Below are 15,779 nucleotides of genomic sequence, written 5' to 3' on the forward strand. Positions count from 1 at the left end.
GCAATGCCGATTTACGCCTTTCAGACGCATCCTTCACAATTCCACCACAATCGTTCACCGGCGATTAACAATAAATCGTTGATATCTTTGATGTAGATCACGTGTCACCCCCGGCATTTCACGGGCTTTCAGGCGCAAAAACGGCAACTCACGCCGCATAAAATGCATTTCATTCCTTCCGTCGTGCAACTCATTCCCGATCCGCCGCCCGCCGCAGGGGCCGGCCATATAATAAGCCCATACCGCGGGAACGCTGATTCACCCCGCAAATTTCAGCCAACGGCTCACGCCCGGCAACGCACACACAGGAAGGAGACCGGCCATGAACACCAAACCGGCAAATCGCAGCTTAATCGTTCTCGGCACCATCATCTGTCAGATGGGTCTGGGCACCATCTACACCTGGAGCCTGTTCAACCAGCCGCTGGTCGACAAGTTCCACTGGGGGCTGGCGGACGTCGCCACCACCTTCTCCATCACCAGCTTCTTCCTGGCCTTCGCCACGCTGTTCGCCGGTAAGCTGCAAGAACGCTTCGGCATCCGCAACCTGACGCTGTGCTCCGGCATCCTGGTCGGCCTGGGCCTTATCGCCAGCGCCCACGTCAGCTCTCTCGACATGATCTACCTGCTGGCCGGCGTGGTGGTGGGCTTTGCGGTCGGTATCGCCTACATCTCCACCCTGTCCAACCTGATCAAATGGTTCCCGGCCAACAAAGGCCTGATTTCCGGCATCTCCGTCGGCGCCTTCGGCAGCGGCAGCCTGCTGTTCAAATACGTCAACGCCGCCCTGATCGCCGACGTCGGCGTTTCCGGTGCCTTCTTCTACTGGGGTGCCATCGTGATGGGCCTGATCGTCGTCGGCTCCCTGCTGCTGAAAGAGCCGGTGCTGGCGACCAACGCCGCACAGCCAGGCGCCAACGGTCTGGGCAACGACTTCAGCGTGCGCCAGATGCTGGCCACCAAAGAAGCCTACCTGCTGTTCACCATCTTCTTTGCCGCCTGCATGAGCGGTCTGTATCTGATTGGCATCGTGAAAGACATGGGCGTTCAACTGGCCGGGATGGACTTGGCCACCGCCGCCAACACCGTGTCCGCCGTCGCCATCTTCAACACCGCCGGCCGCATCATCCTGGGGACACTGTCCGATAAAGTGGGCCGTATGCGCGTCATCAGCTTCACCATGCTGGTTACCGTGCTGGCGATTGTCGCCCTGAGCTTCATGACCCTGAACCACACGCTGTTCTTCATCTGCGTCGGCGCGGTGGCCTTCTGCTTCGGCGGCAACATCACCGTGTTCCCGGCGATTGTCGGCGACTTCTTCGGCCTGAAAAACCACAGCAAGAACTACGGCATCATCTACCAGGGCTTCGGCCTGGGCGCGCTGGCCGGTTCGTTCGTCGCCAAATACTTCGGCGGCTTCCACGCCACTTTCATGGTGATTGGCGTCCTGTCCGCCGCCTCCTTGCTGATTACGCTGTTCATCAAAGCGCCGAAAGCCGTGGAAGTGGAAAGCGAAGAAACGGCACAGGCGGCAGAGCTGGCCAAAGCCTGATACCCCGCGAAAACGACAAGGGGCGCAACCTGCGGGTTGCGCCCCTTTTTTATCGTGCCGCCGCGTTGCTTACAGCTGCATGCCCAGCGTCTGGCGCAGATGCGCGCCGGCTCCCAGCAGGCCCGGTTGGCCATGGGTTATCATGAACACCGGAATGTCTCGCACATAGTCACGGAAACGCCCTTTGTCTTCGAAGGCGGCGCGGAAGCCCGAGGCCTTGAAGAATTCCATAAAGCGCGGCACGATGCCGCCGGCGATGTACACGCCGCCAAAGGTGCCCAGATTCAGCGCCAGGTTGCCGCCGAAGCGCCCCATGATCACGCAAAACAGCGACAGTGCACGGCGGCAGTCGATGCAGCTGTCGGCCAGCGCCCGCTCGGTAATGTCCTTCGGCTCCAGTTTCTCCGGCAGGCGGTTGTCCGCCTTGACGATGGCGCGATACAGGTTGACCAGGCCCGGCCCGGACAGCACGCGCTCGGCGGAAACGTGCCCCACTTCACCGCGCAGCACCTCCAGAATAATGTCTTCTTCTTCGCTGTTCGGTGCGAAATCGACATGGCCGCCCTCGCCCGGCAGGCTGACCCAGCGGCGATCGACCTGCACCAGGTGGGCAACACCCAGCCCGGTGCCGGCGCCGTACACCGCGATCGGTTTGCCCGGCTGCGCATCGCCGCCGCCAAACTGCAGCACGTCGTCCGACGAGAGCATCGGGATCGCCATCGAGACGGCGGTGAAATCGTTGATCACTTCCAGATGACTCAACCCCAGGTTGGCCTTCATTTCTTTGATAGAGAACGCCCAGCTGTGGTTGGTCATCGCAACCCAGTCTTCCGTCACCGGGCAGGCGATCGCGATACAGGCGTCCTGCACCTCGATATCGCACGCTTTCAGATAGTGGCGGATCACCGCCTCCAGGCTGTCGAACTCCAGGCCGGAATAGGTTTTCGCCTGGGTAATCTCACCCGTCGCAACAGTGCACAACGCCAGGCGGGCATTGGTGCCGCCAACATCACCTACGAGGGCATAGGTCATTGATTTCGTCTCCGCAAAATGAAAAATAAAAAGCTGCCCACACTGTAAAATCCTGCTGCGAAAACAACAATCACCCGCCTCGGATCTGCGCCCCAATAGCGATCCGGATCACAAAAAACGTTTCAGCTGGCCCGCCAAGCCGCGATTTGAAACAAATTGCGGCAAAAAACGCGCCGCCGCGACTGTTAACCGTCATCGACGCCGGGCAATATCAATGCGTGCCTGCTCGCCGATAGTCTGGCAAGCTGTGGTCACTGTCCAACCACCCGCTCTCCCTGCCCTGCATGGAGGCATCGACAAGGGATTATCCATGCTGCATCCGCGCGCCAATGCCATGTTGGCCTTTGCTTTGCCTGCGCTGATTATCGGTTCCGCCTCCAGTCTGGTGCTGCTGTTGATGATGAAAGTCGCCGCTACGCTGCAGCAATGGCTGTGGGTGACGCTGCCCGACGCGCTGAGCCTGGACGCCCAGGCACCCTGGTGGCCGCTCGGCATGCTGACGCTGACCGGCGTGGCGGTCGGCCTGATCGTGCGCTATATGCCGGGCCATGCCGGGCCTGATCCGGCGACGGAATCGCTGATCGGCATGCCGCTGCCGCTCTCCGCCCTGCCGGGGCTGGGATTGGCGCTGATCGTCGGCCTGGCCGGCGGCGTCAGCCTGGGGCCGGAGAACCCGATCACCGCCATCAATATCGCGCTGGTGGCGGCGGCGGGGGCGCGCCTGCTGCCTAAAGTGCCGCGCATGGACTGGATCATCCTGGCGGCCGCGGGCACCATCGGCGCGATGTTCGGCACACCGGTCGCCGCCGCGCTGATCTTCTCGCAAACCCTGGCGGGCAATAACGAAACGCCGCTGTGGGATCGGCTGTTCGCCCCGCTGGTGGCCGCCGCCGCCGGCGCGGTCACCACCCAGCTGTTCTTCGTGCCCAATTTCGCCCTGCAGCTCGACGCCTATGACGTAACCCGGCTGCCGGACATCTTCAGCGGCGCCATCGTGGCGCTGATCGCCATCGCGCTCGGCATGGTGGCGCTGTGGTGCTTCCCGCACGTTCACCGCCTGTTCCATTCGATGAAGAATCCGGTGTTGATGCTAGGACTGGGGGGCTTTGTGCTGGGCCTGCTGGCGCTGGTGGGCGGTGAGATTACCCTGTTCAAAGGGTTGGATGAAATGAAGCGCCTCGCGGCAGACGGCAACTATTCGGTGCCGGCGCTGTTGGCCGTTACCCTGACCAAGCTGGCGGCGCTGGTGATCGCCGCCGCCTGCGGCTTTCGCGGCGGGCGCATCTTCCCGGCGGTGTTCGTCGGCGTGGCGCTGGGGCTGATGCTGCATCAGCACGTTCCGGCGGTGCCGGCGGCGATCACGGTCTCCTGCGCCATCATGGGGCTGGTGCTGGTGGTCACGCGCGACGGCTGGCTCAGTCTGTTTATGGCGGTGGCGGTGGTGCCGGATCTGCACCTGCTGCCGATCTTGTGCATCGTGATGCTGCCCGCCTGGCTGGCGCTGGCGGGCAAACCCTTGATGCTGGTGAACCGCCGGCAACCGCCGCACGACGATTAGGCCAGCGCGAACGCCGCGGCGGCGCGAGCGTGGATCGCGGTGGTGTCGAACACCGGCACCGAGGCATCCCGCTCGCTCACCAGCAACCCTATCTCGGTGCAGCCGAAAATAATCCCCTGCGCGCCCTGTTGTTCCAGATCGCTGATGATCCGGCGATACTCGTCGCGCGAGGCGTCGCGAATTTTGCCGAGGCAGAGTTCGTCATAGATGATGCGGTGCACAATGTCACGATCGGCGCTGACCGGCGTCACCACATCGATGCCGTGCAATTCCTGCAGGCGGCCGCGGTAGAAGGTCTGCTCCATGGTAAAACGCGTGCCCAGCAGCCCGACGCGGCGAATGTTTTTCTCTCGCACCTGGAGCGCCGTGGCATCGGCGATGTGAATCAGCGGCAGGCCGCTGGCCTGCTCGACCGCCTCCGCCACCTTGTGCATGGTGTTGGTGCAAATCACGATAGCTTCGGCGCCGGCGGCGCGCAAAGCCACGGCGGCGGCGGCCAGCAGCCGGCCGGCGCCATCCCAATCGCCCTGGTGCTGCAAGCGTTCAACCTCCTGAAAATCGACGCTGTAGAGCACGATTTTGGCCGAATGCAGCCCGCCGAGGCGCGCCTTTACCTGCTCGTTGATAGTGCGGTAATACGGAATGGTGGATTCCCAACTCATGCCGCCCAGCAGACCCAACACTTTCATCCTTCACTCCTCAGCATTTTCCGACGATCCTCTGACCTTACCTGAGAATCGCCGGGCTGACGACGCCTTATTTGGCGCCGGAATTGATCGGCTGGCGCGCTTCGAACCAGCGCTGGCGCAGCGTGTCGTACAGCCAGTTGTAGGCCATGGTGTACGGCAGGAAGAACAGGAAGAAACCGATTTCCAGCATAAACGCCTGCGCCCAGGAAATGCTCAGCATCCAGGCGGCGATCGGCACGCCGATCAGAATAAAACCGGCTTCAAAGCCGACGGCGTGCAGCGCACGCACCTTCAGGTTACGCACCACCCGGCTGACCGGCCACAGGCGGTCGAACACCGTGTTGTAAACCATGTTCCACAGCATCGCGACGGTGGACAGCATCACCGCCAACGCACCGACCTGCACCATTGAGCGGTTCAGCAGCCACGCGCCCAGCGGGGCGCAAACCATCACGGCGATGGCCTCGAAACCGACGGCGTGGACGATACGTTCAATGAGAGACTTGTTTTGCAGTTGCATACATCACCTTTTTTTCAACAGTTGTTGCGAAAGCCAGGTGATTATCATCGCTTTTTTGGGTAGATTAAAAATAGGTTCCATCGATAAAGTAGATATATGCACTATTCACCGGAAGCGTTACAGGCGTTCGTTGAAGCCGCCGCCCTCGGCTCATTTTCCGCCGCCGCGCGCAAGCTGCGCAAAAGCCAATCCACCGTCAGCACCGCCATCGCCAATCTGGAAGCCGACCTGGCATTGACGCTGTTCGATCGCAGTGCGCGCCAACCGGTGCTCACCGCCGCCGGCCGCAAGGTGCTAGGGCACGTGCAGGAGATCCTCGCCGCCAGCGAGCGACTCGACGCGCTGAGCATTCAGCTGGCGGGCAATGTCGAACCGCGCCTGAGCATGGTATTTTCCGATACCTACCAACCGAAGCATCACGACAGCCTGATGCAGCGGTTTGAACAACGTTACCCGGAGATTGAGCTGGAATGGATGATCGCCGAGGAAGGCGACGTTATCGATCTGCTGCAAAGCGGCCGCGCGCATTTGGGCATGGTGGAAGTGCAAAAACGTTATCCGCCGGATATCGCCTTCTCCCGCCTGCCTGAGCAGACCGAAATGGGGTTGTTCGTCGCGCATGGGCATCCGCTGGCGCAGGTCGCCGCGCCGACCCCGGAGCAATTATCCAGCACCCGTCAGCTGATCCTGAATACTTACACCGGCGCCGAAGCGGCCAGACAAGGCGGGCTGGTCTGGTCGGCGCCCAGCTATCTGCTGTTGCTGGAGATGGCGGAACAGGGATTCGGTTGGGCGGTGCTGCCGCACTGGCTGGTGCAACAATACGGCCACGGCAGGCTCACCCAGCTGCGCCCGCGCGGTTGGCCCAAACTGATTTCGGTGGATGCGGTATGGTCCAAACTGACCCCGCCGGGCCCGGCGGGGTACTGGATGCTGGAGCGATTGCTGGAAGACGACGCGGCTCAGGCGGCGGCGTTGCGCGACTGAATGACGCGCGAGATCGTATCGAGCAGTTCGGGAATATCCATCTTCGGCAGCATCACTTCGATGAAAGCCAGCCGGTCGCCCTGCGCCGCCTCACTCAGCGCCTGGCGCAGCGCCTCCGGCTGACTGACCCGTAACGCTGTCACCGGCCGCCCACCGGCCAATGCCGTTGGCAGCTGCGTCCAGTTCCACCGGGCGATGTCGTTGTAACTCTGCTCCGGCCCGTGGATAGCGCGTTCAATCGTGTAGCCCTGATTATTCAGCACGAAGATCACCGGTTTAAGCCCGTCGCGCAGCATCGATCCCAGCTCCTGCACGGTCAATTGCGCGGCGCCGTCGCCGATCAACAGCACCACCCGGCGCTGTGGTTCGGCGGTTTGCACCCCGAAAGTCGCCGGTAAGGTATAGCCGATCGAGCCCCAGAGCGACTGCACGATCATCCGGCTGCCGCGCGGCAGCGTCAAGGTCGCGGCGCCGAAACAGGCCGTGCCCTGCTCGGCCAGCACGATATCCCCCGGCCGCAGGAAATCCTGTATCTGCCGCCAGAAGGCGTGCTGATCCAACCCTTCCCCATCGCCTTCCGACAGCGCCGGACGGCCGATCGTCGGCAACGGCCAGCGCGACGCCAGCGACAGAGTCAGGCGGTGCAGCGCCTGCACGGCGGCGCACATCGGGATGCGGCTGAACCGTTGACGACCGACCCAGGCTTCGAACGGTTGGATATCGATGCATTTTTCCGCCGGCAGATGATGCGTGAATCCTCCGGTAATGGTGTCGGTGAGACGCACGCCAACGGTGATCACGACATCGGCATTTTCAATCAGCGCTTTGGTCGCCGCAGCGCTGGCGCCGCCGCTGTAGGTGCCGACAAAACCGTCGCGGTTCTCATCCAGCACGCCCTTGCCGAGCAGCAGCGTGGCGTGCGGGATAGCCACCTCCTGCATCCAGTTATCCAGCGCCGTTTCAACACCAAAGCGGTCCGCCAGAAAGTCCGCCAGCAATGACACTTGCCGCGCCGATTGCAGCTTTTCACGCGCTGCGGCGATAAACGCCTGCAATGCGCTCCGCGACAGCCTGGCCTGGCGCAGCATCAGCGGCGCCGGTTTGGCCGGCAGCGGCGCTTCCGCTACGTCGCTGGGCAGCATCAGATAAACCGGACGATGCTCCAGCAAGGCGGCGTCGATCAGGCGGTCGATCTCCCTGGCGGCGTTGTCGGCGGTCAGGTTGGCCTGTGCGACGCTGACTTCTTTGGCTATCCGCGCAAAGTGAGAGAAGTCGCCATCGCCCAGCGAATGGTGCAGCAAATCGCCGGCGAGCTGGGCACGCTGCGCCGGTGTGCCCACCACGTGGATCACCGGCAGGTATTCGGCATAACTGCCGGCCACGCCGTTCAGCGCGCTCAGCTCCCCGACGCCGAAGGTGGTGAGCAGCGCCGCGGCCGGTTTGCAACGCGCATAGCCGTCGGCGGCGTAGGCGGCGTTCAGTTCGTTGGCGCAGCCTACCCAGGTGATTTGCGGATGAGCGATGACGTGATCGAGGAATTGCAGGTTGTAATCCCCCGGCACGCCGAAGACGTGGCGGATGCCAATCTGGGCCAGACGATCGAGCAGATAATCGGCCACCGTGTAGATCTGAGTCATGATCATCACCTGTCTGCAGCTGAAGCGATTATCTTTAAGTATCGAAGATGCCGGTTAATTTTCGAACAGCGCTTTCCGTGTCGAGCGGCAACCTGGCGTTACATGCCGGCCTTGTGATCGCCCCCTCGGCGGCACGCTGTGAAAACGCATACACTCAAAACACGCCACTTCTTCGCCGACAAAGGATCACGATGTCCTACTCAGCCTCCCCCTCGCGTTATCAAGATATGGAATACCGGCGCTGCGGCCGCAGCGGATTGAAGCTGCCCGCCGTCTCGCTCGGGCTATGGCACAACTTTGGCGACGCCACGCTGTACGACAACGCCCGCGCCCTGATCCGCTGCGCCTTCGATCGCGGCATAACCCACTTCGATCTGGCCAACAACTACGGCCCGCCGCCCGGCGCCGCCGAGGAAAACTTTGGCCGCATTCTCAACGCCGATCTGCGGGCCTGGCGCGACGAGCTGATCGTCTCATCCAAAGCCGGTTACACCATGTGGCCCGGCCCCTACGGCGATTGGGGCTCGAAAAAGTACCTGGTCGCCAGCCTCGATCAGAGCCTCAGGCGCATGGGATTGGAGTATGTGGATATCTTTTATCACCATCGGCCGGACCCGGACACGTCGTTGGAAGAAACCATGGCGGCGCTGGATCTGTTGGTGCGCCAGGGCAAAGCGCTGTATGTCGGTTTGTCCAACTACCCGGCCGAGCGCGCGCGCCAGGCGTTCGACATCCTGCAGCGGCTCGGTACGCCGTGCGTGATCCACCAGCCCAAGTATTCGATGTTTGAACGCGGGCCGGAGGCGGAATTGCTGGATACGCTGGCGGATCATGGCGTCGGCGCGATCGCCTTCTCCCCGCTGGCGGGCGGCCTGCTGACCGATCGTTATCTGCACGGCGTCCCGCAAGATTCCCGTGCCGCCAGCGGCAGCCGTTTCCTGCAGCCGGAACAGCTGACCGCCGACCGACTGGACAAGGTGCGCCGCCTCGATGCGCTGGCGCGGCAACGCGGGCAGAAGCTGTCGCAGATGGCGCTGGCCTGGGTGCTGCGCGGCGATCGCGTCACCTCGGTGCTGATCGGCGCCAGCAAGACTGCGCAGATAGAAGACGCGGTGGGCATGCTGGCCAATCGTCACTTCACTGAAGAAGAGCTTGCGCAGATCGAGAACATTTTATTGTAATCGCTTACAAATTCCGCCGCTCAATTGAGCGGCGATGCCCCAGAAAAATCTCAAATCTCGACCTCCGGCGCCCTTTTCAGAGTGGCTCTCAGATTCAACCCCATGCGCCGGCGCTATGATGCCGATATTGCAGTAAAAATAACGATAAGGCCGTTTTTTAAACTGATGAACGCGCTTCATAAAGTGATCAACGGCCAGGCCGCGCAAGCGGAAAGGAGAAGTCATGTTTAAACCTCTGCTCTTGGCCGCCATCTTGGCGGCGACGGTACTGCCCGCCGCACAGCAGGCGCACGCCGAAGGGATCAGCATCGATCTGATGCCGGGCGTTTCATTGCGCATCGGCGATCAGGACAATCGCGGCCGTTACTGGGACGGTTACGACTGGCGCGATCGCGACTGGTGGCAAGGCCATCAGGGACGCTATCTCGGCGATCGCAGCCCGCGCGGCTATTACTGGGATGGCTATCGCTGGCGCGACCGCGACTACTGGCGCAAATATTACTACTCGCGCGACGGGCGCTATTACAAATGCGACCATCATTGCGACAAGCATTACTGGAAGAAAGAGAAAAAACACCACCACGATCATGACCGCGATCGCTGGCGCCGCCACGGCGATGACGACCGCGATTAACGACAACGGGCCGGCGCAACGCCGGCCCGCACTGTTTTCGCCTACAGCACACTGCCGATCAGCAAGTAGCCATTCAACCCCACCACCACCAACACGATCAGCTTGCCCAGGTTTTGCACCACGGGGCCGTTAACCATCTCCCCCATCAGCGCCCGATTGCCGGTGAAAGCCAGCAGCGGCACCAGCGCCAGCGCAATGCCGAAGCTGAGCAGCACCTGGCTCAGCACCAGAATGCGCGTGGCGTCCACTCCCAGCATGATGACGATAAACGACGGCAGCATGGTCACCGCGCGGCGCAGCCACAGCGGGATATGGAAATGCACGAACCCTTGCATCACCACCTGCCCCGCCAGCGTGCCCACCACGGTGGAAGAAAGACCGGCGGCCACCAGGCTCAGGCCAAACACGGTGGCGGCGGCTTGCCCGAGCAGCGGTTGCAGCGTCAGATAGGCCACGTCGAGATCGGCGATGCCGCTGTGACCGCTGAAATGAAACGCGGCGGCGGCAGTGGCCATCATCGCCAGGTTGACGAAACCGGCGATGGTCATGGCGACGGCGACGTCGACTTTGGTGGCGGCATAGCGTTCCGCCTTATCGTGCTCACCGCCAACTTGGGTGAGCGACGAATGCAGATAGATCACGTGCGGCATGATGGTGGCACCCAATACCCCGGCGGCCAGGAATACCGCGTCGCCGTTGGGCAAATCGGGCAACGCCATGCCTTTCAGCAGCGGCGCAAGCTGCGGCTGGGAAAACGCCAGCTCGACGATGTAAGCGGCGGCGACGAAAAGCAGCAGGCCGCCGATCACCCACTCCAGCGGCTTTTGTCCGCGCTTTTGCAGCATCAGAATTAAAAAGGTGGCGATGCCGGTCAGCACCGCGCCCTGCAACAAGGAGACGCCGAGCAGCAGCTTGAAGCCGATCGCCGCGCCGATGAATTCGGCCAGATCGGTCGCCATGGCGATAATCTCCGCCTGCACCCAATAGGCCCATACCGCCGGCCGCGGAAAGCGATCGCGAATATGCTCGGCCAGGTTTTTTCCGGTGGCGATCCCCAGCTTGGCGGACAACAGCTGGATCAGCATCGCCATCACGTTGGCCCAGACCACGACCCACAACAGGCTATAGCCAAACGAGGCGCCGGCCTGGATATTGGTGGCGAAGTTGCCGGGGTCGATGTAGCCGATAGCGGCGATGAAGGCGGGCCCCATCAGCGAGAGTTTGGTTTTTCTGGCGGAGCGACCGGAGGTGGTTTCAACCACGCGACTGTTCAGCATATGTTGAACCCTTACTGAAATTACGTTTATCTCCACTCTATATAAATGATAATAATTATCAAGCGCATTTAGAGTGGTAAAACTTATCTCTGCAATAGCCAACATTAACGGTTTTATCGAAGGGTTCGACACCGAACTTGCCGATTTCCGTGCTTTTGGGTTGGGATTTTGGCTGCAATACCCCTGAAAGACAGGTTAGCACAAGAATACGAATTTCCTATGTCTGAGTTAACATCTTGATTTTTTATGCTTTTGCGCAACACTTTAGGAGAACTCCCACTATGATTTTCCATATTTGCAATAGAAGTCTCGTTTTTAAACGTAGCGTTACATAAAATGACAGCCGAAATTCAGCCTGCCTCAAATTTGGAGCAAACATGTCCCATATTGCGCACTTTGCGTTGGCGATAGTGGTGGTGGCGATCCTGGCCCTGTTGGTGTGCCGCGATCGCAAAAGCATCCGCATTCGCTATGTTATTCAATTATTGGTTATCGAAGTACTGCTGGCCTACTTTTTCCTGCATTCGGAAGCGGGTTTGGGCTTCGTAAAAGGATTCGCCGCGCTGTTTGACAAACTGCTCGGGTTTGCGGGACAAGGGACTGATTTCGTGTTCGGCGGCATGGGCGACAAAGGCCTGGCGTTCTTCTTCCTGAAGGTGCTGTGCCCGATCGTCTTCATTTCGGCGCTGATCGGTATTCTGCAGTACATCAAAGTGCTGCCTTTCATCATCCGCATTATCGGTACCGTGCTGTCGAAAGTGAACGGCATGGGCAAGCTGGAGTCGTTCAACGCCGTCAGCTCGCTGATCCTGGGCCAATCCGAAAACTTCATCGCCTACAAGGATATCCTGGGCAAGATGTCGGAAAAGCGCATGTACACCATGGCGGCGACCGCGATGTCTACGGTGTCCATGTCCATCGTCGGCGCCTACATGACCATGCTGGACGCCAAGTTCGTGGTGGCGGCGCTGGTACTGAACATGTTCAGCACCTTTATCGTGCTGTCGTTGGTCAACCCGTACGACACCAATAAAGAAGAAGAGCTGCACCTCGGCAACCTGCACGAAGGCCAGAGCTTCTTTGAAATGCTGGGCGAATACATCCTGGCCGGCTTCAAAGTAGCGATTATCGTCGCCGCGATGCTGATTGGTTTCATCGCCCTGATCGCCGCGCTTAACGGCGTGTTCAGCGCCATCTTCGGCCTGAGCTTCCAGGAAATCCTCGGCTACTTCTTCTATCCGTTCGCCTGGATCATGGGTATTCCTAAGCACGAAGCCCTGCAGGTCGGCAGCATCATGGCCACCAAGCTGGTTTCCAACGAATTCGTGGCAATGATGGAACTGCAGAAAGTCTCTGCCGAGCTGTCGCCGCGCAGCCTGGGGATCCTGTCGGTGTTCCTGGTGTCCTTCGCCAACTTCTCTTCCATCGGCATCGTGGCCGGTGCGATCAAGGGCCTGAACGAACACCAGGGCAACGTAGTGTCCCGCTTCGGTCTGAAGCTGGTCTACGGCTCTACGCTGGTCAGCATCCTGTCCGCTTCCATCGCGGGTCTGGTGCTGGGCTAAGCCTGAAATTTACAGCAATGATAAGGCGCCTGCGGGCGCCTTTTTTATTGTTCTTCAGCTCTTGGTAACTCGTCCTATCCGCAAAGCGGAAATCAATCTCAAAATCGGTTAGCGCCAAGCCATAACGCCGCTTATGCCGGCTTATATACAAAAGCAACGCGTTGAAAAATCGCTTCTCCCGTTAATTTAGAGCCTGCTCTTTCCCATATCGCGATGAGATAAACGCAATATCATTGCAATGGCGATGAGCACATCCTTTCGGCTATGAGCAAGGCGTGTCTTTATTCTGAATTGATTTTATGAAATAACGTTAGTTGAAGGAATTCGCTAACAGCGTTGTAATTTCCTCAGAAATAATTGGCGACGCGTTGTAATAAGAATCTACACTTTCAACAACCACGATTTTTTTATTATCCTCACTCACCGTCCAACAGGGTACGACCGCCAAGGTTCCTTCCGCATAGGAAAAAGAAGAGATAATGGTAAACAATGATTCGGAGATAATGTCCAACTTCCTGCGATCACAATAAGCATCAATATCTAAACTTCGCATCAGCAAGTCAGCGGATTGCGGGACATGCACATCAGCCCCCACTCTAATGACAGTTCCATCAACAGAAGGGACAACCCATAGGTTGTACTCTTTTTCCGTTATCAGTATCGGCGAGAGAAGATTTCCCACCGAGTGGGAAAGATAATAATCTCTAAATACCCGATTCACGGCAGGGCAAACTTGATAAATTGAGCCTATCTCATTGATCTTATATCCATTTGTGAATTTTATAATAGTGTCATATATACGCTTGTTTTCATCAAAAAAAATCACACCACTTTCAATGCTGTTTAAGTCTCCAATGTTTTTGTTTCTAAAAACATTGACACTGGTAAAGAACGCCAGCTCATCCTGAAAGTAGGAAAAAATCTCTGCCGTGTTTAGTAGAATGGAGTCATAACTCACAAAAACAGATTTGTTTTTGCAGTTAATGAAAGAGGGAAAATCGATGGACCCATCATCACCGCAATTCTGCACCTCATAGGGCAAGTCATGCTGTTCGTAAAGGCGGGCAAGATGAGCGACTTCTGATCTTTCGATAATACGAATCATTTTCTCTTTTCTGCCAAACTCTCCGCTAGACGACAGAATAAACTTTTCCCACATCCATTGTGACTGCGTGGAAAAACGACTGAGGCGTTGATTATTCTCGTGAATGCGTCGCCACAGGCAATGATTTCCAAAGGAGGTTTTAAAGTCATCATAGTCACTGTCATCAAGGAAGAAATCGACGGAAATTCCTTTTCTGGCGCAAGCCAGGGCCGTCATTACCGCAGTTACCCCACCGCCACCTACAATTGCGATATTTTTATTTTTTTTCATGGATAACCTCATCCAATAGTAACGAAACACTAACAATAGTTTCTTCAAGAAAACAACATCAATGTCAATAGATACAAACAGTCAATATTAATTAGCATATTAACTATCACATGGTTAATCAGAATATAAAACTATTCACGTTGCTGAAATTTGAGATGAATCCATAATCATTCAGCACAAAAAACCATGTATGTAGAATTATATTCTAAAAATATCGATATAGGCGCACATTAAGACTGCTGAATTTTTTTTCATGTAGACTGAATTTCATTAACAAATCACACCCGCAAGGAGGCTCTTTGACAGAATAAAAATCCAATAAAAAAACAAAAACAAGAATGTTATAAGAACTTAACATGTTAATGATGGCATCAATCACCTGAAAAGAGGGAGTTTATCACCCATTTACATATGATAGCGTGATGGTTGAAAATTTATAATTTACGCGCAGTTACTATACAAGGATATTTATATGAATAAGCATATGCAGAGATCCCTACTGCTTGCCGGCATTCCTTTGGCAATGTCCGTCATTGCCACAGCTACCGCAGCAGACGGCACCATAAACTTTACCGGTAATGTCACCGACCAAACCTGCACAGTTGAAGCAGGCAGTGCCAACCAAACTATTCCAATGGGCAACATCAGCGCTAAGGCATTCAAGACCGCTGGCGATACCGCTCTGCCGACAAAATTCAGCATTGCCTTAGCCGGCTGCCCTGAATCGGTAACAAAAGCGTCGGTAAAATTCGACGGCGCATACGCACAAGGCAATTCGACCTTGTTGTCACTCAATGCGGAGAAAGGCGTGGCCACGGGTCTTGGCGTAGCCATCTATGAGGCCGATGGCACCACACAAATTCCAATGGCTTCATTTTCTACAGCGCAGAGTGTGCAAAAAGATATCAGCAATGTCTTTACCTATGTCGCGAAATACATGGCGACATCAGACACCGTCACCGTCGGACCGGCGAATGCCACGACACAATTCAGCATCTCTTATAACTGATCATCTTAGTCTATCAGGTCAGCAAATATTGCCGGCCTGATAGTACGCTCCATCAAGGACGGCTTGCTTATGAAGCAGAGTAAATATTATTTGCTGGCAATATTATTTTTTTCATACGGCGCTTCGGCAAGCGTAACGCTAGGCGGTACTCGTATCGTATACGAAGAAAGTAAAAAAGAAGCGAACATTTCAGTCAGCAATCAAGATAAAAATAGTCCCGTACTTATTCAAACATGGGTAGAAAATTTCTCACCTGACGATAAAAAAGAGGTTCCGTTTATTGTTACGCCCCCCTTATTTAGGTTGGAGGCAGAGCAAGAGAACATCCTTAGAATTATTTATTCTGGAGATAACCTGCCGCAGCATAAAGAATCAATATATTGGTTAAGCGTAAGATCGATACCATCAACCCAAAAATCAAAAGAGAACAAGTTACTCATTACCGTTCAAAACAGAATAAAAATATTTTACAGGCCTAAACATCTATCAAAAGATGAAGCCATTGACGCCTACAAAAAAATTCGTTTCTCACTGAAAGGAAAAACCTTAGAGGCAAAAAACCCAACGCCATTCCACGTCTCTTTTTACTCTGTAAGCATCGATGGTAAAGAAGTGAAAGAGGCCGACATGATTGCGCCGCAGAGCACCAAGAAGTGGTTATTGCCAAAAGAAATTCATGGTAAAGAAATAAGATGGCAAGCGATCAATGATTATGGAGGAATAACTCAGGCGATAAGCGCACCATTATAGTAAATTTGCAAGG

At 56.8% G+C, this 15,779-nt stretch carries 15 protein-coding genes; 8 read left to right on the plus strand and 7 right to left on the minus strand.

All coding sequences use genetic code 11. The features are described 5' to 3' along the window. Nucleotides 1–322: 322 nt before the first annotated feature. Complete coding sequence (locus ACORQT_RS17760) at nt 323–1,552, plus strand: L-lactate MFS transporter (protein WP_033643939.1); 1,230 nt, start codon at nt 323–325, stop codon at nt 1,550–1,552. Between the two features lie 69 nt (nt 1,553–1,621). Here the strand turns inward: ACORQT_RS17760 and glk are convergent, their stop codons facing one another. After that, nucleotides 1,622–2,584, minus strand: coding sequence for a glucokinase (gene glk, locus ACORQT_RS17765; RefSeq protein WP_042785139.1), 963 nt, complete (start codon nt 2,582–2,584; stop codon nt 1,622–1,624). 310 nt (nt 2,585–2,894) lie between these two features. Here glk and ACORQT_RS17770 point away from each other — a divergent pair, with 310 nt between their 5' ends. Beyond that, nucleotides 2,895–4,142, plus strand: coding sequence for an ion channel protein (locus tag ACORQT_RS17770; RefSeq protein WP_033643940.1), 1,248 nt, complete (start codon nt 2,895–2,897; stop codon nt 4,140–4,142). Here the strand turns inward: ACORQT_RS17770 and ACORQT_RS17775 are convergent. Together ACORQT_RS17775 and ACORQT_RS17780 are read right to left on the minus strand one after the other, a co-directional pair. Further along, complete coding sequence (locus tag ACORQT_RS17775; RefSeq protein ID WP_019453821.1) at nt 4,139–4,831, minus strand: aspartate/glutamate racemase family protein; 693 nt, start codon at nt 4,829–4,831, stop codon at nt 4,139–4,141. The genes ACORQT_RS17770 and ACORQT_RS17775 overlap by 4 nt on opposite strands. Nucleotides 4,832–4,898: 67 nt before the next feature. Further along, entirely contained in the window at nt 4,899–5,351 is a 453-nt protein-coding gene (locus ACORQT_RS17780) for a multidrug/biocide efflux PACE transporter (protein ID WP_016926809.1), read from the minus strand. Nucleotides 5,352–5,447: 96 nt separating this feature from the next. Here ACORQT_RS17780 and ACORQT_RS17785 point away from each other — a divergent pair, with 96 nt between their 5' ends. After that, a complete protein-coding gene (locus ACORQT_RS17785) occupies nt 5,448–6,338 on the plus strand; it encodes a LysR family transcriptional regulator (RefSeq protein ID WP_033651995.1) in 891 nt (296 codons plus the stop codon). Here the strand turns inward: ACORQT_RS17785 and ACORQT_RS17790 are convergent. After that, entirely contained in the window at nt 6,314–7,975 is a 1,662-nt protein-coding gene (locus ACORQT_RS17790) for an alpha-keto acid decarboxylase family protein (RefSeq protein ID WP_197801442.1), read from the minus strand. The two genes, ACORQT_RS17785 and ACORQT_RS17790, sit on opposite strands and share 25 nt — an antisense overlap. A gap of 191 nt (nt 7,976–8,166) precedes the next feature. Here ACORQT_RS17790 and mgrA point away from each other — a divergent pair, with 191 nt between their 5' ends. After that, nucleotides 8,167–9,156 (plus strand): L-glyceraldehyde 3-phosphate reductase, encoded by a 990-nt coding sequence (mgrA, locus tag ACORQT_RS17795; RefSeq protein ID WP_042785140.1) that lies wholly within the window; start codon nt 8,167–8,169, stop codon nt 9,154–9,156. Here the strand turns inward: mgrA and ACORQT_RS17800 are convergent. After that, on the minus strand, nt 9,148–9,381 hold the full coding sequence (locus ACORQT_RS17800; protein WP_127897177.1) for a hypothetical protein: 234 nt from the start codon (nt 9,379–9,381) through the stop codon (nt 9,148–9,150). The two genes, mgrA and ACORQT_RS17800, sit on opposite strands and share 9 nt — an antisense overlap. On the opposite strand from ACORQT_RS17800, the gene ACORQT_RS17805 reads away from it, so the two are divergent. Continuing rightward, nucleotides 9,380–9,790, plus strand: coding sequence for a DUF2502 domain-containing protein (locus tag ACORQT_RS17805; RefSeq protein ID WP_046896266.1), 411 nt, complete (start codon nt 9,380–9,382; stop codon nt 9,788–9,790). The genes ACORQT_RS17800 and ACORQT_RS17805 overlap by 2 nt on opposite strands. A 41-nt stretch (nt 9,791–9,831) precedes the next feature. On the opposite strand, the gene ACORQT_RS17810 is transcribed toward ACORQT_RS17805, so the two are convergent. After that, nucleotides 9,832–11,067 (minus strand): Nramp family divalent metal transporter, encoded by a 1,236-nt coding sequence (locus ACORQT_RS17810; RefSeq protein WP_164057515.1) that lies wholly within the window; start codon nt 11,065–11,067, stop codon nt 9,832–9,834. 377 nt (nt 11,068–11,444) lie between these two features. Between ACORQT_RS17810 and ACORQT_RS17815 the strand changes: the two genes are divergently transcribed. Then, nucleotides 11,445–12,632, plus strand: coding sequence for a NupC/NupG family nucleoside CNT transporter (locus ACORQT_RS17815; RefSeq protein WP_004936373.1), 1,188 nt, complete (start codon nt 11,445–11,447; stop codon nt 12,630–12,632). A 310-nt stretch (nt 12,633–12,942) separates the two neighbouring features. Here the strand turns inward: ACORQT_RS17815 and ACORQT_RS17820 are convergent, their stop codons facing one another. After that, nucleotides 12,943–14,007 (minus strand): hypothetical protein, encoded by a 1,065-nt coding sequence (locus ACORQT_RS17820; RefSeq protein ID WP_147880746.1) that lies wholly within the window; start codon nt 14,005–14,007, stop codon nt 12,943–12,945. A 472-nt stretch (nt 14,008–14,479) separates the two neighbouring features. Here ACORQT_RS17820 and ACORQT_RS17825 point away from each other — a divergent pair, with 472 nt between their 5' ends. After that, nucleotides 14,480–15,016, plus strand: coding sequence for a fimbrial protein (locus ACORQT_RS17825; protein ID WP_049866699.1), 537 nt, complete (start codon nt 14,480–14,482; stop codon nt 15,014–15,016). Between the two features lie 69 nt (nt 15,017–15,085). Then, nucleotides 15,086–15,766: a fimbrial biogenesis chaperone gene (locus ACORQT_RS17830; protein ID WP_232091375.1), complete on the plus strand. Its 681-nt coding sequence runs from the start codon at nt 15,086–15,088 to the stop codon at nt 15,764–15,766. Nucleotides 15,767–15,779: the final 13 nt, after the last annotated feature.

Source organism: Serratia sp. (in: enterobacteria) (assembly GCF_052400455.1).
Taxonomy (GTDB): Bacteria; Pseudomonadota; Gammaproteobacteria; order Enterobacterales; family Enterobacteriaceae; genus Serratia; species Serratia ureilytica.

What these genes read in the sequence shown, in the direction of transcription:
- glk (WP_042785139.1), bottom strand. Translation starts at nt 2,584, where the DNA reads ATGACCTATGCCCTCGTAGGTGATGTTGGCGGCACCAATGCCCGCCTG.
- ACORQT_RS17800 (WP_127897177.1), bottom strand. Translation starts at nt 9,381, where the DNA reads ATGACTTCTCCTTTCCGCTTGCGCGGCCTGGCCGTTGATCACTTTATG.
- ACORQT_RS17810 (WP_164057515.1), bottom strand. Translation starts at nt 11,067, where the DNA reads ATGCTGAACAGTCGCGTGGTTGAAACCACCTCCGGTCGCTCCGCCAGA.
- ACORQT_RS17790 (WP_197801442.1), bottom strand. Translation starts at nt 7,975, where the DNA reads ATGACTCAGATCTACACGGTGGCCGATTATCTGCTCGATCGTCTGGCC.
- ACORQT_RS17775 (WP_019453821.1), bottom strand. Translation starts at nt 4,831, where the DNA reads ATGAAAGTGTTGGGTCTGCTGGGCGGCATGAGTTGGGAATCCACCATT.
- ACORQT_RS17780 (WP_016926809.1), bottom strand. Translation starts at nt 5,351, where the DNA reads ATGCAACTGCAAAACAAGTCTCTCATTGAACGTATCGTCCACGCCGTC.
- ACORQT_RS17770 (WP_033643940.1), top strand. Translation starts at nt 2,895, where the DNA reads ATGCTGCATCCGCGCGCCAATGCCATGTTGGCCTTTGCTTTGCCTGCG.
- ACORQT_RS17760 (WP_033643939.1), top strand. Translation starts at nt 323, where the DNA reads ATGAACACCAAACCGGCAAATCGCAGCTTAATCGTTCTCGGCACCATC.
- ACORQT_RS17815 (WP_004936373.1), top strand. Translation starts at nt 11,445, where the DNA reads ATGTCCCATATTGCGCACTTTGCGTTGGCGATAGTGGTGGTGGCGATC.
- ACORQT_RS17830 (WP_232091375.1), top strand. Translation starts at nt 15,086, where the DNA reads ATGAAGCAGAGTAAATATTATTTGCTGGCAATATTATTTTTTTCATAC.
- ACORQT_RS17820 (WP_147880746.1), bottom strand. Translation starts at nt 14,007, where the DNA reads ATGAAAAAAAATAAAAATATCGCAATTGTAGGTGGCGGTGGGGTAACT.
- mgrA (WP_042785140.1), top strand. Translation starts at nt 8,167, where the DNA reads ATGTCCTACTCAGCCTCCCCCTCGCGTTATCAAGATATGGAATACCGG.
- ACORQT_RS17805 (WP_046896266.1), top strand. Translation starts at nt 9,380, where the DNA reads ATGTTTAAACCTCTGCTCTTGGCCGCCATCTTGGCGGCGACGGTACTG.
- ACORQT_RS17785 (WP_033651995.1), top strand. Translation starts at nt 5,448, where the DNA reads ATGCACTATTCACCGGAAGCGTTACAGGCGTTCGTTGAAGCCGCCGCC.
- ACORQT_RS17825 (WP_049866699.1), top strand. Translation starts at nt 14,480, where the DNA reads ATGAATAAGCATATGCAGAGATCCCTACTGCTTGCCGGCATTCCTTTG.